Genomic DNA, 20,916 nt, shown 5'->3' on the forward strand with positions numbered 1-20,916 from the left:
TAGATAGTCGATCTTTAAACTAATCGATCGTTGATAACTAGTATTAGACTGCGGAAATTAAATTACTATGAACTGCTTCTAGTCTCCCCGCTCTCCGCTCCCCGTCTTGTCTTGTCTTGTCTCGCTGCTTGGTGCGCTTCCATGGTCGGGAAACCCGACCGGAGCGCATCCGCATAATCCGGGAGGGAGCCTCCCGGCTGCGAGCCGCTGACGCACACAAACGGGAGGGAGCGATGCAATGTGGGCGGGTTTCCCGCCCATACAATTGCATCAAGACAACCTCCCGTTCGTTGGCGGAGCCTTCCCGAAGGGAGCTGCGTCGTTGTCTCGCTTGCTTGGTGCAACACATGCTCCTCCACTCTCCGCGTGGTTGCATCTGCTTTCCCGTCGGCAAAGCCGACGTTAGCGTTGGCGGAGCCTGCCATAGGCGAGGCTACGCGTAGCGTCTGCGATAGCAGAAACGCGAGCCGCCGCTCCCCGCTCCCCGCCAAAATAGTAATCTTGTTTACGCCGTAGACTACTAGATTGTTGAAAGGGAGATAGACTTAAACTTTTAATCAGTCTAGGCTATGATGCAGGCATACTACGAGTAAATAGTCGATGATAAAGCACACAACGATCTGGATTTCATCTGAATTTCATCTTGGTTATTTATAGTTGTTATAGAGTCAATAGTTAGAGTAATGCACTAAATATTACAATTCATCGATATTCTAAGCGTCGCTACTACCGTTTTAAAGATGGACAACTATGCAAACAAATCGCCATTTTTAGCGATGTAAACTATTTTAGCTTAGCCGATCGAGCGTAGTGTAGAGGGAAATATACGTATACCTAAATCAGCATTTTACATATCAGCCTATTGATGTCCAAATTTTAAAATTATATTTTAAGTTAAATATGAACGTAATTATCATTCTCGAACATCGCTTCACTCGGACGCCCGACGGACGAGTGTGGACGCAGACAACTTTTCCTTATTCCTTCTGGTTGCGGTATCTCAAGGTATTCGATCGCGTGACTGTAGTCGCACGCGTTCGAGATGTACCTAGCGTTGCCAATGACTGGCAACTGGCGGATGGGGACATGATTTCATTCGCAGCCGTACCAAATTACCTCGGCCCCTTACAGTACCTCCGCAAGGTATTTCAAGTCAAGCAAGCCGTCCGAAATGCCCTGGGTGAGAGCGATGCTGTAATTATTCGCGCGCCGTCGCCGCTATCTGGCTCGATGCTACCGCTGTTATTGGGCAACAATCGTCCGTTTGCAGTAGAAGTTGTCGCCGATCCTTATGATGTGTTTGCGCCCGGTTCGATCGATCATCCGTTGCGTGCATTCTTTCGGTGGTCATTTACCCGCAATTTACGACATGTTTGTAACAAAGCGGTTGCCGCAATGTACGTTACCAAATTTGCACTTCAACAACGGTATCCTTGCCCAAATTTGTCCGAAGGCATATCGGATGTGGTCTTACCAGAGCAGAGCATCGTTGCGGCTCCACGTCCGCTAGCACAGAAGTTAGATGCCGCGACGTTAGTATTTATCGGTACGATGTCTCAATTATATAAAGCTCCAGACATTTTGATTAAAGCTGTCGCTGTCTGCGTCAAAGGAGGACTAAATATCCAACTGCGGATGCTAGGTGATGGTCAATATCGCGGACAACTAGAAGATTTGGCCAAAGCCGAAAATGTTAGCGATCGCGTCAGTTTCCTGGGACAATTGGCTTCTGGATCTGCGGTGCAACAGCAACTAGATGATGCTGACTTATTTGTATTGCCGTCTTACCAAGAAGGCTTGCCCAGAGCTATGGTAGAAGCGATGGCTCGCGCGTTACCTTGTTTGGGTACCACTGTCGGGGGCGTTCCAGAGTTATTGCCTTCAGAAGATCTGGTATCACCTGGAGATGTGGAGGCACTCGCACGGAAAATTCGCGAAATTGTCACCAACCCCGCTCGCATGGCACAAATGTCAGCGCGGAATCTCGAAACAGCTAGAGAGTACCGCGATGAAGTGTTACAAGAGCGGCGGACTGATTTCTACCGCCATGTGCGATCGCAGACGGAAGTGTGGTTATCGGCAAAAAAGCGGGGGTTGCTAAATTCAGTACCGACCTGCTCTGAATTTGGGCATCAATCCTCTTTTAAATTCTGGTCTTGAGTCCTTAACCTGGTAACTTACTGCGCCATTGAGACATCGCAGCTTGAGTTGTGTTGTAGTTTGTAGCATCTTTTGGTACCATCTTGGCCGTATCGATGGCGAGTTGCCAATACTGCCGATCGGCATAACCCTTAGCGATTTGATAGATTTCCTGCGACCATTGCTCGATCGACTGTTGAATTTCCGCTGCTGCCGCTGGGGTGGTCGGTTGGATATTGCGTGCGGCTAAAATCGCCTGGTAGCGAGACGTTGCATCACCAGGCTTGACAAATAGCCTAGCTTGTGATAAGTCTGTCGATGTACTCCCGACTGTGGGTGTCTGGGAATCATTTCCATTGCCTGCTACAGATGTAACGATCTGCGGATCGAGATCGTTTATTCTCGATTGGTTGAAAGCATAAATCCCGCCGAGAGCGGCTACCAGCAGTGTCAATAGTAAGCTGATTTTAGCCCAGTGTGGTGCGTCCTGCGACTTTGGTGCTGAATGAGATCGCTTGACGATTGCCCCAGTCCCGATTGCCGCTGGGGAAACTAGTGTCGCCATCGGAGTCGGCGGTGTATAAGGTGCATAGGTATCATCCCGATCCAATGCAGCCGACACTGGCGGTGTATACACTACTTCTGGGATGGTAGCTGAGATCGACGATTGGGTAGTAGCCGAAAATACTGGTCGATAGCTAGAGACTCCCGTCGGGATAATCGCCATCGGCGTCTGCAAAGGCTTCCAATGATGTTCGCTCAATTCGGCCAATCGAGTCGTTAAATAGGTATCGATTGTCTCTAAATTAAGATCGGGGTGATAATTTAGCGTCTCTAGCAGAGCTGTGGTAAACAGTCCGTGCCCCAATCCCGCATCTTCGTGCGAAACTTCATGACTTTGACAAGATAGAAAAGTGGGAATTTGATACTCTTGGGCGAGTTTGGCAGTAGCTTGCCCGATGCCGCCGCCGAGAGCGAGATGTTGGGCGTGATTGGCATCGAGAAACACCAGCGCATTGACGCCAATATCGCGAAACTGCTGGTAGAGTTGGCGGATGGAGATACAAGTATTGGCCAGGTCGTCGGTTTTGCCATCGATCGGGAGCAGATAATCTTCACCCTCAAAACTGACGCCACAACCGCTAAAAAAGAACCATAACAAGTCGCCATGCTGGAGTTTATCCCAAGACCACTGTTTCAGCCAGCGGTTGATATTCTCCCGATTGGGATAGGTAGATTTTGTCCCCGATTGGGCTGAAGTATCGGTCAAAAGCAAACATTGCTGCGAATCCCAGCCAGCCGCATCGATAAAAAACTGCTCGATCGCCACAGCATCTGCCACTCCATAGCTTAACGTCGGCAAGAACTGGTATCGATTAATCCCGATTGAAATACACGTCTGGTTTGCCATTTAAAGTTCGATAATTAATAGACTAAACTGTTGTGCACTCTAGTTGAATCTTCCATTTTTCTAACCGTGAGGCATTTGGCGTCTGAGGACATCCTGGATAAATATTAACATCTAACGCCTATTTATCCGAACATCTGAAAATGCGGATGAGATTGCTAGCAGTAAAGTAGTATTTTACTAAGATTACTCTAACAATCGGTAGCTACCACTACGAGTAAGTGCAGAATTTTTTACTATGCGATAGTAGCTGATGAATAGTAGAACGTGGATCGTTTCAGGACTTTACTCCCTTCCCACTTCAGTCGTAGACAATCTCGCTCGGCGATCTCGATCGTCCAGCCACTGTCTCGAAACTTGTGCGCCGTCTAGGCAGCGATCGCACGCATCATTGTCAGGGAAAAGAGACACAGCTTAGAATCGCTATTGACTATTACTATTTTCACTCTGACGGCTGTCCTAGCGCGGTGACATCTAATAAAAAGATCGATGGTCGATCGGCCAACTCCAGGGACATCGCACTGACACAGTGAATATTTCGATACTGTTGATAAATAGCGGGTAAGGGTTGAAATGCCGAGATTTGAAGCGATTGGATGCTCGGTGGTGAATCGATCGGCAGTCCGATGAGCCGATCTGGTTCGGGCTGAAGAATTAATAAATATCTCACCTCAGCCATCGATGTAGGTGCTACCACAGTAGCTTTTTTAGGTCGATCGACTGGCAGGATCTGCTGCGCCTTGCCAAATATCTGATGCCCGACATCGATAACTACTAGCTCTCGACCTTGATAAGCAATTAAACTCACTCCCGTACCTTGAGGATCGCCATAAAGCCTGTGCCCGAGTCGTTCCCCAGCAGCATCGAGTGTTATCGCTTTGTGAACGCGATCGAGCGGGATGGCAAAAGTCTCCCCCTCTAGCTTAAAGGTAATCAAGCGTTGGGTTGCTTCTGTTTGTCGAGCTGCCAATCGCCGCGATCGCAGCGGAGAATAAATAGCCATAAGTGTTCGATATCGATACTACTAGTTAGTGTTCCACTTTTAGTGGGCAAAGTTGCTATTTAGGCTTTAGGCTTTAGGTTTTAGGTTTTAGGTTTTAGGTTTTAGGTTTTAGGTTTTAGGTTTTAGGTTTTAGGTTTTAGGTTTTAGGTTTTAGGTTTTAGGTGCAACTCCCCGCTCCCCGTTCCCCGCTCCCCGCCAAAATAGTAACTAGATTTACGCCGTAGACTTCTAGTTAGAAGGTAAATGGTAGAACGATCGATAAATATATATTTCAGAGAAATAATTATATTTTGAGGATTCTAAAATGCCCACATTTCCTATCCGATCGACCCAGCAGGAAGACTTTCAGACACTAGCGGAGATTTCCAACCCTATACGTTCTAAGTGACACTATCTAAACTTCCCAATAATTTTTCCGCAGCTAAGAGGTGCTGTTGTTGCTTAGCTGGAGCCATTTTATCGAAAGTTTTTACCAACATGCCCAAGCGCGGATTACTCAAAAAGAAATCGCGATGAACATGCATAAATCGCCAAAATAATCCGTCCCAGGTTACTTGCCAATCGCCTTTAGGGTAGTCGCTCATCTTCATCAAATAATTGCTGCCACTGATATAAGGTTTGGTACACATCCCACCACCATCGGCAAACTGGCTCATCGCATAGACATTTGGTACCATCACCCAGTCATAAGCATCGACAAACATCTCCATAAACCAGCGGAATACATCGTCAGGATCGAATTCACATAGCAGCATGAAATTGCCGACTACCATCAGCCGCTCGATATGGTGACAGTAGCCGCGTTTGAGTGCCTTGTGAATCGTGGCATCTAGCGGTAAAATCCCAGTCGTCCCCTGCCAAAAGCTCTCAGGAACCTTACGAGTAAAACCCCAATAGTTGCGCGTGCGCTGGAATCGGCCCCGTCGCTCGTAGGTTATCCGCATAAATTCACGCCAGCCGACGATCTGACGCACGAAGCCTTCAATACTATTAAGCGGTACTTTACCCACCATTGCTAGAGCTGCATCGATTACCTGTTTGGGTGAGAGTAGTCCGGTATTGAGCATGGGTGATAGCACCGAATGATGTAAGATCGGCTCTGCCAAAACCAGCGCATCTTCATACACGCCAAATTCAGCAAAGCGCACGGTTAAAAAGTCCGCCAGCCAATCATCCGCTTCGCTATATGTCGTCGGGTAAAACCCCCGATCGAATGGCTGTTCTACCGAGCCATAGTTGTCACCAAAATGTTTGCGCACGTAGGTTTGCGCTTCGATAACATATTCGTTAGCTACGGGCAAATCGAAATCTGGAGCAGATTTACCCTTGGGAAATTTTTGGCGATTATCGACATCGTAAGTCCATTTTCCACCCAACGGTTTATCAAATTTATCGAGTAAAATTTCGTGATGTTTGCGTCTGTTGATATAAAAATCCGTCTGCTTGAAGTGCTTGCGACTGTCGAACCACTTGGTTAGCTCTTCAGGATCTTCAAAAAAGTTGGGAGATCGAAATTCTTTGACTATAATTCCTTGCTGTTTGGCTCCTCCTCTCAACCGTTGGCGCAGCCAATCATCTACGACATCGGCATAGTACAATTCTCTCACGCCCGCACTGGCGATCTTGGGGATAAGTTGCTGGATATCGCACTCCGCATCGGTGGCGGGAATGTAGCGTACCTGGTAGCCTTGCTGAGTCAGGTAATCGGCATACATCCGCATCGTGGCACGATGTATTAATAACTTTTGCTGGTGAAACCGATATTGATGGAAAAATAACCACTCTTCTACCAGATATACGACTCCGCCTGGAACGAGTGCGGGATGCGTGCGAAAGAGTTGATGGGGAAAAACAATGCTAACTAGATTGGACATATTAAAAGCACTTTTTCTCACTGTAACAACTGTTTTTAGCCAGTAGCAATCTATCGATCGACTGGCAATCTCCAAGTAGCTGGTCGAACTGCAAATAATAGATCGAAACCAATGATAATGGTACGATTGTCTATTGTCGCTCTATGCAGTATCCGTCAATCGGGGCGATCGTCAGCAATCGATCGAATTTATACAATGACTAATTCCGCTCGTAAACATCATCACCGATGCTGACAATGGGTTAGGAGGATAAGGATGTGCTAATTCAAGTTTTGGCTATTGCTTTTGTTGATTTAAACTATTTTATCTAAGTCCAATTCTCTGAATTGCCCATTCCTGATTTCGATCGTCTTTGACCAAAAAATAACGAATTCTTTGAGGTGAAACTCCTCCCGCTCTCATCACATACTCGATCGTGACATCAACCACTGCATCTCGATCTGTTTGTGAAACTAAGTTAGTCTGCTGAATTTCGACATTTGCAACCTGCTTTGCCCACCAGTCCAAAAAAGAATCATACCCATTGGGATGTACGGATTTATTATTTTGCAGGTCTGTAGGAAGAGCATTCCAGGCACCAGTATAGTTTCTGTTGTTAATTTTAGAGTAGTAATCTCGAACGGTAGCTCTTGGATCTCGATCGGTATTGTCAATGGTATTTTTGCTAGTGGACGCATTGCTACGCTCAATATTTTCAGTAGTATTTTCTCTACTAGCTACATTACTACGATCGGTATTTTCAGTAATATTTTCTCTAATAGCTATATTATTACGCTCAATATTTTCAGTAGTATTTTCTCTACTAGATGCCGTTCTACGATCATTTGTAGAATTAGAAGTGCTTGTAATCTTAGGAGTGCTATTTATTACTGGATTGTTATTAGCGACAGTTTGCTGGCTATTATTTTTGTTCTCACTAGACTCATTTCGACTAGAATTATGACCTAGCACTAAAAAGCCGCCGATTAATCCACCACCCACGATCGCAGCAGTCAGTGCTATTATTAACGGTCTAGCTTGGCTATTCCCATTAGTAGTAGTTGTCGCTATTGGAACGTATACCGTTTTTTCACGATCGTCTGCAATTGGAATAGGAGATACAACGGGTGGTTGCGGAAATGGTGATGAGGAAATACTTAAGTCCTCTAACATTTGCCGCGCATTCTGATATCGATCGCGTGATAAAGGCTGAATCGATTTAGTTAGTATCTCTACCAACTGCGGTGATATATTCGGAGCTAATGACTGCCAATTTAGATTTCCACGATCGGGATCGGTTTCAATTTCTGTGGGCATCTTACCAGTTAGGAGGTAGAGAGCTGTTAAACCTAATGCGTAAATATCGCTAGCAAACATCGGACGACCAGACATTTGTTCGAGCGGCATAAACCCTGGTGTCCCAATCAAGATCGACTGAGCAGTATCCCCTGATGCTGTTATCGTCGTACTCATTATCTCCTTGACCGCACCAAAGTCGATGAGAATCGGCTTATTATCGCGATGGCGCAGCATGATATTATCAGGCTTAATGTCCCGGTGAACTATTCCCCGATCGTGGACATAGCAAAGTGTGGGCAGAATATCGGTGAGTAATTGTCTAACTTGAATTTCAGTAAATAGTCCCCGCGTTTGTACTCGCTCATTTAAGGTTTGACCATCTACATACTCTTGGATGAGATAAAACTCTCCCCGTTCGACAAAATAAGCATAAAGACTGGGAACTTTGCCGTTACTGTCCTTGCCCAAATGCTCTAAAGTAATTGCTTCTTGCTTAAATCGATCTTTGATTAGCTGCTGTACTTTCGGATCTGCTGATGTCGGCGTTAACTGTTTGACCACACAATAAGGCTGGGAAGGCATCAATGTATTTGTTGCTAAATACGTAGTACCAAAACCACCTTCACCTAGTTTCCTGATAATTGGGTATAAACTTAACGACATAAGTTAGTAGGATTCAGCCATTTGTCAGATCGTATCACTACCTTGCAACTCTCTAAATTTGCACGATTGAGTCTACTAATCGCGTATTTGTAGGCTGATTTCACTTTCATACCGATCGAGTCTACGCCAATGCATCTTTAAGGGCGGTTCTTGCTGCCAAATGATTGCGGGTAGATGTTAAAATCTCCACCTCACGCTCTAAACGAGTAGTGGTGTCTTGCATTTCCAGTAAAGCTTGTTGCTCGGCAGCAACACCATACAGGTGGCTGGCTACCCAATACGAAAGTTCGATCGGTAGTTCGGGGAGATTATCTGGCAACTCGACTGGTTGTTCGGTGAGCTTGCCAGACAGATGCACGACATCGCGCAACAGCCGCTCGACATCGGTCGATAAGGGGCGTAAATCTGCTTCGGTGGGACGATCTTCAATCCACTCGACCAACCCTACTCGATAGGGCTTCTCGCGCACGTATTCGAGCACTCTAAAGCGTTGCTGTCCCATGGTCAAAACTTTCATCCGATCGTCTGGCAATTGCTGAAAGTGAACGATCTCCGCACAACAACCGATATCGGCTGGTTGTCCTCTAACGGGGTCCCACATTAGTACTCCAAATCGTCTGTCGCTATTCATGATTGTATTCATCATGATCCGGTAGCGAAATTCAAAAATATGCAGTGGTAACGGGCGACCCGGAAATAGCACCAGTTCGGGGAGCGGGAATAAGGGAAGTTCTCTCACAGCGATTGAAGAAGAAGGTGCCATTTGCGGATTCGATCGAAAGCATAGGGTATATGTATAAGGTTAACGGATCTAGCCTCATAAGTGCTAGGTATTTATCCTTTAACTTATATTTGCTTGGGTCTTTTAGCGATTGCCTCAGCGACATCGGGATCGCCATCGCCGCCGGATATTTGGATTCTCTGTGTAATTAAAAAGCCCTCAAGTGAGGACTTTTTCGGCATTCGGATCTATAGTTTCACTTCGATATCTACACCTGCTGGTAAATCTAGTTTCATTAAGGCATCGATCGTCTTAGCAGAAGGATCTTTGATATCGATGATGCGGCGATGGGTGCGAGTTTCAAAGTGTTCGCGCGAATCTTTGTCAACGTGAGGCGATCGCAAGACACAATAGATCCGACGGCGAGTTGGCAATGGGATCGGGCCGATGGCAGTTGCGCCAGTTCTGTTGGCTGTTTCAACGATTTTATCACATGAGGTATCCAGGAGGCGGCGATCGAATGCTTTCAAACGGATCCGGATTTTTTGCTGAGTGATAGTGGCCATAGTTTTAGGTTTTAGTTGTCAAGGTACAGATTTAGATGATGAAAATAATTCATCAGACACAAAGATAGAGATACACACGAGGTATATCTCTATCTATACTTTAGGTAGTTAACCTATTTGATGATTTTGGCTACAACACCAGCTCCGATCGTCCGACCGCCTTCACGAATTGCAAAGCGCATTCCTTGTTCGATCGCGACTGGGTTGATCAGTTCTACAGTCATTTTGACCCGATCTCCAGGCATAACCATCTCAGCAGCACTACCATCATCGGCAGTAAAGGCTTTGATGTTTCCAGTTACGTCGGTAGTCCGCACGTAGAACTGAGGACGATAACCAGGGAAGAATGGAGTCTTCCGACCGCCTTCTTTGTCGGTGAGTACGTATACTTCACCTTCAAATTCGGTGTGGGGTTTGATACTACCTGGTTTGGCAATTACCATGCCGCGCTCGATATCTACTTTCTGGATACCGCGCATCAGTACGCCGACGTTATCACCAGCTAGACCTTCTTCAAGGGATTTTTGGAACATTTCTACACCAGTGATCGTGGTGCTGCGGGTATCTTTGATCCCAACGATTTCCACGTTTTCACCGACTTTGACTTTTCCGCGTTCGATCCGTCCGGTTGCCACCGTACCACGACCAGTAATCGAGAATACGTCTTCAACTGCCATCAAGAAGGGTTTGTCGATTTCCCGTTCTGGAGTGGGGATGTAGTCATCTACTGCGGCCATCAGGTCGTAGATTTTGTCTACCCATTCGTTTTCGCCTTGAATGGTTTTGGGATTGGCGATCATTTGTTCTACAGCTTTAACTGCGGAACCAGAAACCACGGGAATATTATCGCCGTCAAAGTCGTAGGAAGATAGTAACTCGCGAATTTCTAATTCTACGAGTTCGAGTAGCTCATCGTCATCGACTAAGTCGGTTTTGTTCATGAACACGACTAGACGAGGTACGCCTACTTGTTTGGCCAAAAGGATGTGCTCTCTGGTCTGAGGCATGGGGCCATCGGCTGCTGATACAACGAGAATACCGCCGTCCATTTGCGCCGCACCCGTGATCATGTTTTTCACATAGTCAGCGTGACCGGGACAGTCTACGTGTGCATAGTGACGAGTAACGGTCTCGTATTCTACGTGAGCGGTATTGATGGTGATCCCACGCGCTTTTTCTTCAGGAGCAGCATCGATTTCGTCGTACTTCCGAGCTTTAGCACTACCAATTGCCGCGAGCGACATGGTGATTGCTGCGGTAAGTGTAGTTTTACCGTGGTCTACGTGACCGACAGTACCGATGTTTACGTGGGGCTTATTTCTTTCAAACTTAGCGCGTGCCATGGATAATTTCCTTAATTCCTCTTTAGATTTTAACTAGATCGTCGCTGAGTGTTAGTTGAGGGTTATTTACCAACAACCCTCAACTACACTACCACCACTAGTTGCGTGGCGACGAGTCTCTGATTAGAGACTTGTCAGCAACAGACCGATTACTTCCCTTTATTCTTGGTCACGATCGCTTCTGCGACGTTCCGGGGCACTTCATCGTAATGGCTGAATTCCATCGAGAAGATCCCGCGACCTTGGGTGTTGGAGCGGATGTTGGTTGCATAACCAAACATTTCCCCTAAGGGAACTTTAGCTGCAACTTTGGCGAGATTCGCCGCCGCTTCTTGCCCTTCGATTTGACCTCGGCGGGAGTTGAGATCGCCGATGACGTTACCCAAGAAGTTGTCGGGGACTTCAACTTCAACCTTCATTACTGGTTCTAGCAATGTTGGCTGAGCTTTCATGACGCCTTCTTTTGTCGCGATCGAAGCCGCAATCTTAAAGGCCATTTCATTGGAGTCAACTTCATGGTAAGAACCATCGACGAGGGTGACTTTGAGGTCGATCACTGGATACCCAGCCAGAATCCCAGACTCGCAGGTTTCTTTGACACCTTGCTCGATCGGGTTGATGTACTGTTTGGGTACCGAACCACCGACGATTTTGGAGACGAATTCCAAACCAGTACCGGGTTCTCCAGGGGTAATCTCGACGACGACGTGACCGTAGTTACCACTACCACCACTTTGTTTGATGTACTTACCTTCTTGCTTGACACTCTTACGAATGGTTTCGCGATAAGCCACCTGTGGCGCACCGATGTTTGCTTCGACGCCAAATTCGCGGAGCATCCGATCGACCAGAATTTCGAGGTGAAGTTCGCCCATACCCGCAATTACGGTCTGGTTGGTCTCAGGATCGGTGTGGACGCGGAAGGTCGGATCTTCCTGGGACAGGGAAATTAGAGCTTTGGAGAGCTTTTCCATGTCTTGTTTGGTCTTGGGCTCGACCGCCAGCGAGATCACTGGTTCGGGGATGAATAACGACTCCAGAATGACTGGGTTTTCTTCATCGCACAAAGTATCACCTGTAAAGGTGTCTTTGAGTCCGAGGACGGCACCTAAGTCACCTGCACGCAATTCGTCTACTTCTTGGCGATCGTCTGCTTTGAGAATAATCAAGCGGGAGATCCGTTCTTTCTTACCCTTGGTGGGGTTCAAGACGTAGGTTCCAGTTTTGACTACTCCAGAGTAGACGCGAATAAAGGTCAACCGACCGTATTTATCCGCCATGATCTTGAATGCCAGTGCGGCGAATGGTGCGTCATCGCTAGCCGGACGTTGGACTTCGACCGTTTCATCATCGACTGATTTACCTTTAATCGCCGGAACTTCCGTCGGACAAGGTAGATAATCGATCACTGCATCTAGCAAGGCTTGAACGCCTTTGTTCTTAAACGCAGAGCCACAGAACATGGGGACGATCGTACCGTCGATGGTGCCTTTACGAACGGCAGCGACGATCTCAGCTTGGCTGATTTCTTCGCCTTCGAGATATTTCTCTGTTAGTTCGTCAGATGTATCGGCGACAGATTCGAGCAGTTTAGTCCGAAACTCGTCGGCTTTGGCTTGTAAATCTGCGGGAATATCGCGTTCTTCGATGTCTTTACCCATGTCATCCATGGCGTAAAATGCGCGCATGGTTACTAGGTCGATGACGCCTGCAAACTCACCTTCAGCACCGATTGGAATCTGCATGGGTACTGCATTACAGCGCATTCGATCGACGATCTGATCGTACACTTTGAAGAAATTCGCACCAGTCCGATCCATCTTATTCACAAAGACGATCCGAGGTACTTTATAGCGATCGGCTTGTCGCCATACCGTCTCCGACTGAGGCTGAACGCCGCCAACGGAACAAAATACAGCGATTACCCCATCTAGTACCCGCATCGAACGCTCGACTTCGATCGTAAAATCTACGTGTCCTGGCGTATCGATAATATTGATCTTGTGATCTTTCCAAGTCGTACTGATTGCGGCTGCGGTAATCGTGATGCCACGCTCTTGCTCTTGCACCATCCAGTCGGTGGTGGCAGTTCCTTCGTGAACTTCGCCGATCTTATGGACAACCCCAGAATAATATAGAATTCTCTCGGTCGTGGTTGTCTTGCCCGCATCAATGTGGGCTGCAATCCCGATGTTGCGTACTTTCTCAAACGGGACGGTACGTGGCACAATAACCTCCTTACTTGTCGGCTGCCGATGATAAATTTTGGTTAATCTTTACTAAGATTGTATACTTTTTTGGGGACGGTCGGGTACATCCACAACCCCCAAATGGAATAAAAGAGTGCTGAGAACTCTAGTAACGGTAGTGAGCGAAAGCTTTGTTAGCTTCAGCCATCCGGTGAGTTTCTTCACGCTTGCGAATCGCACTACCTGTCTCGTTGGCTGCATCCATTAGCTCGTTAGCTAGTTTTGCTGCCATCGATTTGCCAGCACGAGAACGAGAGTAGTTGATCAGCCAGCGCATTGCTAGAGCAGTACCGCGCTCGGCTTTAACTTCCATCGGTACTTGATAGGTAGCACCACCGACTCGGCGACCTTTGACTTCCACGAGGGGAGTTGCATTTTTAACTGCTTTTTCAAAGGTTTCGAGCGGGTCGTTACCCGTGCGCTCTTCAATAGTTTTCATCGCATCGTAAATAATCCGATAAGCTACTGATTTTTTACCGCTATACATAATGCGGCGCACCATCATGTTCACCAGCCGACTATTATAGACAGCATCTGGGGGAACTTGGCGTTTGACGACTTTGGTTCGACGTGACATAGAGCGAAGATTGAATTGGTGATTTGTTTGGGTACTGGTGTTGGTACAGCCTTGGCATTGAGATCGCTGGTGCGATCGCCGTCGGCCACTTACTTACTTTGCTCGATCGGAGGATTGATATAGGAATCTTCTTCAGTGACGATCGGGAAAACCACACGGATTTACATCGATCGCTTGCAACGAAACCGGAAACTACAAATCTATCTCTAATTCAGCAATTCGTTCGCGTTGGCGTAGCCTGCCGTTAGGCACAGCGTGGGCTTTGCCCAATCGTGTCGATGCCCTTAACAGACACCTAACACGAGGATAGGTAGACACCCTCAGCATGGGAGCCTACATCCAAGACTGGGTTTGAATTTTTATGTAAGCTTACAAATATATCTGACGCACTCTTTATAAATAAGAGAGTAATAGCGAGGGAGATCTGAAGTTTACTTGGCAGCTTTAGGCCGTTTGGTTCCATACTTGGAACGACCTTGCTTGCGATCCTTGACCCCAGCAGTATCCAACGTACCGCGAATAATGTGATATCTGACTCCAGGTAAGTCTTTGACCCGACCGCCACGAATCATGACCACCGAGTGTTCTTGGAGGTTGTGACCGATTCCAGGAATGTAGGCAGTAACTTCAAACCCAGAAGTGAGCCGCACCCGCGCTACTTTACGTAGAGCCGAGTTAGGTTTTTTGGGGGTAGTGGTGTAGACACGAGTACAGACGCCGCGACGCTGAGGACATTCCTTGAGCGCGGGTGACTTGGTTTTGACTTTGTAGTCTTCGCGAGCTTTGCGAATGAGCTGTTGGATGGTTGGCATGGTTTAGAAAATTTTGACAGTCACCTAGCGGTTCCAACTGTTGACAAATTACCATTCTATGACGATATGTTTGTGCGTGTCAATCAAAAACTAGCTAGAGCCATCGCAAAGCCCCACCCAACTTTATTGAATAATGTCATCAAATCGAACCCGATCTAGAATAGTTAATTCATCGGTTATCCCTCATCTTCGCTCCTATGACTGCACTCACTGCTAACTTAATTGAAATTTTCTCGGCGATTCAAGGTGAGGGCATTAATGTCGGGACGCGCCAGATCTTTGTTCGGTTTGGGGGCTGCGATTTGCGGTGTCATTACTGTGATAGCCAACATACTTGGCAAAAGCAACCGACTTGCCAGATCGAGCAGACACCTGGAAAGCGGGATTTTGTCACTTATGATAACCCGATCGAGATGTCACAATTATTAGAGTGGGTCGAGCGACAAAATCAACCGCACCTTCACGATAGCATCAGTATTACTGGCGGCGAACCGCTATTGCACTCACTATTCCTGGCGCAATTTTTGCCACGAGTTAAGGAATTGACCCATCTACCGATCTATCTCGAAACAGGGGGGCATCGCCCCAGCCAGCTCGTGCAGGTGTTACCTTACTTGGATCTGGTGGGGATGGATATTAAGTTACCCAGCGTTAGCGGTGAAACTCACTGGGAAAAACATGCAGAATTTTTGCGATCGAGTCGAGATGCAGGTGTAGATATATTTGTTAAAATCATCATTTCTCAAACCACCAATCCTGAAGAGCTAAGACAAGCAGCGCGACTGGTTGCGGAGGTAAACAGCCAAATTGTCATCTTTTTACAACCGATGACGGCTCTAGCCCAACCACATACAAATCCCACTCTAACAGCTCCGAATCCAGAGCAAGTGCTAGCTTGGCAAGCTTTAATGAAGGAGTATTTACCGCACATTCGGGTAATTCCCCAAACGCATAAAATGATTGGGCAATTGTAGTTATTATCAACTTATTGGGACGTAGATCGCTAATCTCGATCTTTGATGAAACCTAGATGCTAGGCACTGCCTACCGTACTTTTTTTAACTATTTTCTACAACCTAAACAGCGATCGGTGTCAACATTGTAGTAATTCAAAATCCAAAATTGAGATTAGCGATCGCGAAAACCGCCAGCATATTTGATATCACACATGATTCGATATTTGCGGTGATAACCACATGCCACACCAGTGAGGCGAAACTGGGGTTGAAAGATATTGGTGCGATGACCGCGATCGGGTACCCCATCATCAACAATGAGATCGCGGACGACAGCTTGAGCGGTATCTGGCCCATAGGCGATGTTTTCGCCAACGATCGTCTGCCAAGTGCCATAGCGTTCGACGCGTTGAGCAGGAGTGCTCCCGTCACTGCCTTGATGCCCGATCGAGCCGCGCTTACCTTGGTCGCGGACGAGATCCCGTGCGGCGAGGGTCAATCCGCGCGAGAGCTTTAAGGTGGGTACTGGACGAGTTTTGTGGAGGAAGCGGTTTGCTTCGTCGATCGCGGGCGTTCCTTCTTGAGTTTGGAGAAAGAGTCGATCGCGCAATTTTGCTCTTTTGCCACTGAATTTTTGTCGCCAACTAACGAGCACCTTTTGATAGGCGGGAGGATTGCTTCTAGCGCGATTCATTTCGGTAATAATGCCTTGCTCGACTTTCGATAAACGGATCGAACTGCGCGGATTTAGCGCGATCGAGATCGTCCTAGTCGCGGTGGCGGTTGGGGTTGGCACGGAAGATCGATCTAAGTTCCACTCTAATGCCGATGGTAGAGCAAGCTTAATTCGATCGATTGCTGTGAGTAGGAATCGGCTGTCTGTTGGTACTAAAAATATTGACGTTGTTGTGGCAATAAAAATCCAGACTTTGTTCACGGTTAATTCTATCTAATCGCGATCGATATGCAATAGATACCATATTTATGCCACAAAATTAAATAAAGCCTGTGGTTCTCTAGAGATAGTTGGAGGATTTGTGTACAATGCGATCGCCGATCGGTGCAGATAATCGTGTCGGCTCGATCGATGCTTAATAAGCTAACAGCGAGTGAATTTTTATGAATCAATTAATTGGAATGCTGGCGAATCAACTCGGCGGCCCCGTCATGGAACAAATCAGTCAACGCATTGGTGCCGACCAGGGTACTACTCAATCGGCGGTCTCCATGGCGGTGCCGATGCTGCTATCGGTCATGGGCAACCAAGCAGCTACCTCAGACGGCGCGGATGCGATCCATCAGGCCACTCAAGAGAATGACGGCTCGATTTTGGATAATGTGATGGAGTATGTCGGTAACGAAGGTGCCGCCAATATGGGTAGCTCCTTGCTCGGTCAAGTTTTGGGTGGTGGCACTCAAAATGCGATGGCAGAAACGATCGGACAACGGACTGGTATGGATAGCGGTGCTGCTACTCAATTAATCGGGATGCTCGCGCCGTTGGTGATGGGTGCATTGAGCAAATCCAGCCAAGAACAGGGTGGTTTGGATCGCGATGGCATTGCCCAGATTTTAGGATCTTTCACGGGTAATAACGACCTGCTAGGCATGGCAGCTAAGGCGATCGATGCCGACGGCGATGGTAATATTGCCGAAGATATCGGGAATATTATCAGTAAGATGTTTTAGTAAACGAATGGTGGCTAGTTAAGACATGACTGCTAGAAGTGTTTAGGTAACTTCATATTTCTAGATTAATTAGTCACCAGTCATTAATCTGATACAATTAACTGCTGTTTGGGGCTGTAGCTCAGTAGGATAGAGCGATCGCCTCCTAAGCGATAGGCCGTGGGTTCGATTCCCGCCAGTCCCGTGCGTTGTTTGCTTCGAGAAATTATGGTAACTTGAGCCTAACATTTGCTAGGCTCGATCTAGTTATTAAATTTATCCTCTCCAAGCTCATTGCAGCATGGCGCATCATCAAACCCTCCCCCGATCCCGTCCATCTACCGTCCGCAAACAAAATCGCCGTCGCTGGCGATTGTGGAAGTTTATCTTACCAATTTCACCATTATTATTGCCGATCGCCTGGATTGGCTATCGAGAGTTAGAGAATAATTGGATTCAACCTCAAGCAATTTTTGTCTTGGGTGGTGAAGAAGAACGCGAGCTATTTGCCGCAAAATTTGCCCATCAACATCCGAATTTGCCAGTGTGGATTTCTGGCGGCGCACCTCAAAGCTATGCCAAAAAAGTTTTTAAAAAGGCAGGCGTCTCGACCGATAATTTGCATCTCGATTATCGCGCGATCGATACGGTGACCAATTTTACAACTCTAGTCGATCGATTTGAATCTAGAGGCATTACCAGTGTGTATCTGGTTACTTCTGACGACCATATGCAGCGCGCGCGTGCCATTGGCGAGATCGTTTTTGGCAGCCGAGGAATCAAGGTTAAACCCGTAACTTTTACCAGTGGTAGACCTTCAGAACCAATCCAGAAGACCGTTCGCGATAGCTTTCGATCTGTGATCTGGCTGACTACTGGCTTTAGTGGCGGTAAGGAGTAGAAAAGGCGGAGAGGGAGCGACTGAGGGACTAGGGGATGTTACTCCTAATGCCCCGCTTCCCGCTCAAACCTAAGCTGCAACAGGACTTTGACCGAATAAATGGGTGAGTAAAGTATGGCTGAGTTCGCGATTCCAAGTCCGCACGCGCACCATCACTCGCGAGAACACAAAGGCTAATTCGATCGCATCTACTGTTGTCGCTTTACTGACTAAATTATTGCCCTCAGTTCGTTCGCCGCGATGGTGTTTGGCTAAAGTTAGCAGGCTTTTGGCAGAACCCTTGACTTGTTCGTAATAAGATCCAGCAAAAGCCCACCGACTGAATCCCCAGAATTTGGCTAGGTGATTGACTTCATCTTGGAATGGTTGCGCGATCGCTTGTTGTAATGCGCCTGTAGAATGTGCCATCAACCATAAATAGATCGATACGGCTCCCCATTCGGTGGAAATCCGGCTGAGGGTGTGCTTGTTCACAGCCGTCAATGCCGAATTAGACGATTGGTAGTCATTGACGCTATTAGGTTTGGGTTGCAGTTTTTCGCCTGTTAATTGTTGGTAGATTTTCTTAAAGGTGGGGGCATGTTGGCGTTCTTCTTTTTCCCAAGCTCCTAGTGTGGCGATCGAACCGTCGGGATTTTGGGTACCGCCGATAAAGTAAGCCATACCGGGGTGAATCGATCGCATGTAATTCCAAGTTTCTTGAGAATATTCGCGGATCGGCGTTTCGATTTCGGTAGCACCCGCTACGAGCATGATAAATAAATCTGGATCGACACCGACGATCTGCTCGCGAGACACCGATTTCCAATCGATGGGTTCCCATTTTCTAACGTGGGGTTGGGAAAATTGCGTAGGTAAATCGATGAGGTGTTGGCTGAGGATATCGATGGTAAGGTAACGATCGACTAGTCGGTTCATCCGAGCGCGGATTTGGAGGTAGTTAGGGTTTTCGGGGCAAGCTCCAGCTAAGTCGGTGGCGATGTGACGGCGGGTGGGGATGAATTTCATGAGTTGGTTTTCCTGGTGTTTATCGGTTGTTGAATACATCTTCACCGACCGATTTGTGAGGGTGCAATGAGTATCCGGAATCGAGGTGAACCAGGGTGAAGTAAGATGAAGCTGACCTACCCCGCCCTACGAGCACCCCTTCTGGGAGGGGATTTTCTCGGACTAGCTCTATCCGGCTTGAAGTAGTTTTATATGGTGGGTAATGCCCAGCGTATAAGTTTGAGCCAAATTAGATCGAATAAATAATTGCTATTTCATGGAACCGAAAGAATTAGAATTGTGGTTGGATCGCGATCGACAGCATCAAATCCTCGATCGTCTGGTCGAGCGATTGGGCTTAACTCGCGCGCGGGGGGAGTGTTTTTTGAGGTTGTGGATTTATTTATTGGTGAAAGAGCGTAAAGAGCAAAATCCGCAGATAAAACCACCATTAGTAGAGCTGACTTTGCTCGATCGACCCGTGAGTTGCAGTCATCGTGAAGCAGCCGAATTATTTTATAGCGATCGCGAGCGAGGGAGCGATCGATCGGCGGGGATGATGTTGGATAAATTAGCGGCATTGGGCTTGATTCGCAAGCAATTTGATGGCAATATCAGTCGGATTGAGATCGTTGTTACTGCAAAGGATTTAGAACCAGAAATCGCTTCACAAGTAGCAATAAAGATCGATCGATTCGATCCGCGTTGTGATGCAATTCCGATCGCCAATTTGCTGGCTGCTAATTATAATTGGATGAATCATAATACTGAAGCAACACCGCATCGGATTGTCAATATTCTCCGTCAATGGGCGCATCAATACGATCGCGGAATGCGAGTATTACGCCGACAAGATAATCTCAATCCGATCGGCTTTTATATCTTATATCCGACCGCCGCTGCCTCCGTAGCGAACTTTTTTACTGCGCCGAGTAAGAGTCTCCATTTAAGCGCAATTGGCGATACCGATCCATTTATGATGGCGCAGACTGGAGATCTCGGTTGTGTCTCGGTTTTCGTGCGGAGTTGGGCGATCGATCGGGAATATCTCGATCGATACCGCGTCTTGTTTTTAGAAGACACCCAAAAAACTTTATTTCAAATGCAGGTAGATTTCCCTAATTTGTGTGATATCTATACAATGATTATTCATCCGATGTATGAATATCAGGCGTCGGCATTAGGCTTTCAGAATATGAGCCGCGACCGACAGTTGTCCGTATACTGGATGTATCTACCACTCGATCGATTTCTAGCATTGAATATCGCTGAGTGTTTCCCACCTAAAGCTTAATATTTTTACAGATGAACTACTATCGATCTTGTCTGATTCTCGGAATTTTAGGCTGCTCTTTCTCTATATCATTAGCATCGGCAAAACAGCCAGTAGCTGGTGGAATCGGCAATATTCAAAATAAAAAAGAAGCACAGGGTTCTGGATGTATTCTGTATCGGAAAGGTAAACAAAAGGAGATTGTATTTTGGTCGGCATTTGAAAACTCGGCACTGATGAATATCGATGGTAAAGACCGCCGCATCCCATTAGTCAGTGAAACTCCATCCCTAAATAGAATCAAAAAAGGCGATCGATCGACTGCTATTTATAAATCTGACAAAATTAACGTGCGGATCGATCGAGTGGCTACTAGAGTTTGTCCGGTAGGAAGTCAAGAATGTGAGGCTACTAGCTACAATGCCAAAATCAAGCTCAATATCGGCGAGCGACAACAAGTTATTGCTGTTGAAGGTGATTGCGGTAGCTAGTTTTTTG

General features: G+C 47.0%; 19 protein-coding genes and 1 tRNA gene. 7 read left to right on the forward strand and 13 right to left on the reverse strand.

The features are described 5' to 3' along the window. Positions 1–43: 43 nt before the first annotated feature. Complete coding sequence (locus CHA6605_RS20610; RefSeq protein ID WP_157260052.1) at positions 44–376, reverse strand: hypothetical protein; 333 nt, start codon at positions 374–376, stop codon at positions 44–46. Positions 377–900: 524 nt separating this feature from the next. Between CHA6605_RS20610 and CHA6605_RS20615 the strand changes: the two genes are divergently transcribed. Then, complete coding sequence (locus CHA6605_RS20615; RefSeq protein WP_015161325.1) at positions 901–2,160, forward strand: glycosyltransferase family 4 protein; 1,260 nt, start codon at positions 901–903, stop codon at positions 2,158–2,160. Between the two features lie 4 nt (positions 2,161–2,164). Here the strand turns inward: CHA6605_RS20615 and CHA6605_RS20620 are convergent, their stop codons facing one another. From CHA6605_RS20620 to rpsL, 10 genes are all read right to left on the reverse strand, one after another. Continuing rightward, positions 2,165–3,550: a caspase family protein gene (locus tag CHA6605_RS20620; protein ID WP_015161326.1), complete on the reverse strand. Its 1,386-nt coding sequence runs from the start codon at positions 3,548–3,550 to the stop codon at positions 2,165–2,167. Positions 3,551–3,989: 439 nt separating this feature from the next. Next, positions 3,990–4,550 carry a chemotaxis protein CheW gene (locus tag CHA6605_RS20625; protein WP_015161327.1) on the reverse strand — a complete coding sequence of 187 codons (561 nt, stop codon included), beginning with the start codon at positions 4,548–4,550 and terminating at the stop codon, positions 3,990–3,992. A gap of 380 nt (positions 4,551–4,930) precedes the next feature. Beyond that, entirely contained in the window at positions 4,931–6,424 is a 1,494-nt protein-coding gene (locus CHA6605_RS20630; RefSeq protein ID WP_015161328.1) for a cryptochrome/photolyase family protein, read from the reverse strand. A 303-nt stretch (positions 6,425–6,727) separates the two neighbouring features. Continuing rightward, positions 6,728–8,365 (reverse strand): serine/threonine-protein kinase, encoded by a 1,638-nt coding sequence (locus CHA6605_RS20635; protein ID WP_015161329.1) that lies wholly within the window; start codon positions 8,363–8,365, stop codon positions 6,728–6,730. 121 nt (positions 8,366–8,486) lie between these two features. Then, the gene (locus tag CHA6605_RS20640; RefSeq protein ID WP_015161330.1) at positions 8,487–9,128 is read right to left on the reverse strand and encodes an LON peptidase substrate-binding domain-containing protein; all 642 of its coding nucleotides are present in this window, start codon (positions 9,126–9,128) and stop codon (positions 8,487–8,489) included. Positions 9,129–9,334: 206 nt separating this feature from the next. Beyond that, positions 9,335–9,652, reverse strand: coding sequence for a 30S ribosomal protein S10 (gene rpsJ, locus CHA6605_RS20645; protein ID WP_015161331.1), 318 nt, complete (start codon positions 9,650–9,652; stop codon positions 9,335–9,337). Positions 9,653–9,765: 113 nt separating this feature from the next. Beyond that, a complete protein-coding gene (tuf, locus tag CHA6605_RS20650) occupies positions 9,766–10,995 on the reverse strand; it encodes an elongation factor Tu (RefSeq protein ID WP_015161332.1) in 1,230 nt (409 codons plus the stop codon). A gap of 149 nt (positions 10,996–11,144) precedes the next feature. Continuing rightward, a complete protein-coding gene (gene fusA / locus CHA6605_RS20655; protein ID WP_015161333.1) occupies positions 11,145–13,223 on the reverse strand; it encodes an elongation factor G in 2,079 nt (692 codons plus the stop codon). Positions 13,224–13,350: 127 nt separating this feature from the next. Further along, entirely contained in the window at positions 13,351–13,821 is a 471-nt protein-coding gene (rpsG, locus tag CHA6605_RS20660; RefSeq protein WP_015161334.1) for a 30S ribosomal protein S7, read from the reverse strand. A gap of 431 nt (positions 13,822–14,252) precedes the next feature. Continuing rightward, the gene (gene rpsL, locus CHA6605_RS20665) at positions 14,253–14,633 is read right to left on the reverse strand and encodes a 30S ribosomal protein S12 (RefSeq protein WP_015161335.1); all 381 of its coding nucleotides are present in this window, start codon (positions 14,631–14,633) and stop codon (positions 14,253–14,255) included. Positions 14,634–14,830: 197 nt separating this feature from the next. Here rpsL and CHA6605_RS20670 point away from each other — a divergent pair, with 197 nt between their 5' ends. Then, complete coding sequence (locus CHA6605_RS20670) at positions 14,831–15,607, forward strand: 7-carboxy-7-deazaguanine synthase QueE (RefSeq protein WP_015161336.1); 777 nt, start codon at positions 14,831–14,833, stop codon at positions 15,605–15,607. 154 nt (positions 15,608–15,761) lie between these two features. Here CHA6605_RS20670 and CHA6605_RS20675 read toward each other — a convergent pair whose 3' ends face one another. Then, positions 15,762–16,526 (reverse strand): CAP domain-containing protein, encoded by a 765-nt coding sequence (locus CHA6605_RS20675; protein WP_015161337.1) that lies wholly within the window; start codon positions 16,524–16,526, stop codon positions 15,762–15,764. Positions 16,527–16,708: 182 nt separating this feature from the next. On the opposite strand from CHA6605_RS20675, the gene CHA6605_RS20680 reads away from it, so the two are divergent. From CHA6605_RS20680 to CHA6605_RS20690, 3 genes are all read left to right on the forward strand, one after another. Then, positions 16,709–17,278, forward strand: a complete 570-nt coding sequence (locus tag CHA6605_RS20680; RefSeq protein WP_015161338.1) for a DUF937 domain-containing protein — start codon at positions 16,709–16,711, stop codon at positions 17,276–17,278. Positions 17,279–17,388: 110 nt separating this feature from the next. Continuing rightward, a tRNA-Arg gene (locus CHA6605_RS20685) sits at positions 17,389–17,462 on the forward strand. A gap of 96 nt (positions 17,463–17,558) precedes the next feature. Then, complete coding sequence (locus CHA6605_RS20690) at positions 17,559–18,158, forward strand: YdcF family protein (RefSeq protein ID WP_015161339.1); 600 nt, start codon at positions 17,559–17,561, stop codon at positions 18,156–18,158. Between the two features lie 69 nt (positions 18,159–18,227). Here the strand turns inward: CHA6605_RS20690 and CHA6605_RS20695 are convergent, their stop codons facing one another. Beyond that, the gene (locus CHA6605_RS20695; protein WP_015161340.1) at positions 18,228–19,166 is read right to left on the reverse strand and encodes a hypothetical protein; all 939 of its coding nucleotides are present in this window, start codon (positions 19,164–19,166) and stop codon (positions 18,228–18,230) included. 256 nt (positions 19,167–19,422) lie between these two features. On the opposite strand from CHA6605_RS20695, the gene CHA6605_RS20700 reads away from it, so the two are divergent. Together CHA6605_RS20700 and CHA6605_RS20705 are read left to right on the forward strand one after the other, a co-directional pair. Continuing rightward, positions 19,423–20,439 carry a hypothetical protein gene (locus CHA6605_RS20700; protein WP_015161341.1) on the forward strand — a complete coding sequence of 339 codons (1,017 nt, stop codon included), beginning with the start codon at positions 19,423–19,425 and terminating at the stop codon, positions 20,437–20,439. A gap of 11 nt (positions 20,440–20,450) precedes the next feature. Further along, on the forward strand, positions 20,451–20,909 hold the full coding sequence (locus CHA6605_RS20705; protein WP_015161342.1) for a hypothetical protein: 459 nt from the start codon (positions 20,451–20,453) through the stop codon (positions 20,907–20,909). Positions 20,910–20,916 lie beyond the last annotated feature (7 nt).

The sequence above is a fragment of the Chamaesiphon minutus PCC 6605 genome (genome assembly GCF_000317145.1).
In the GTDB taxonomy this organism is placed as follows: domain Bacteria; phylum Cyanobacteriota; class Cyanobacteriia; order Cyanobacteriales; family Chamaesiphonaceae; genus Chamaesiphon; species Chamaesiphon minutus.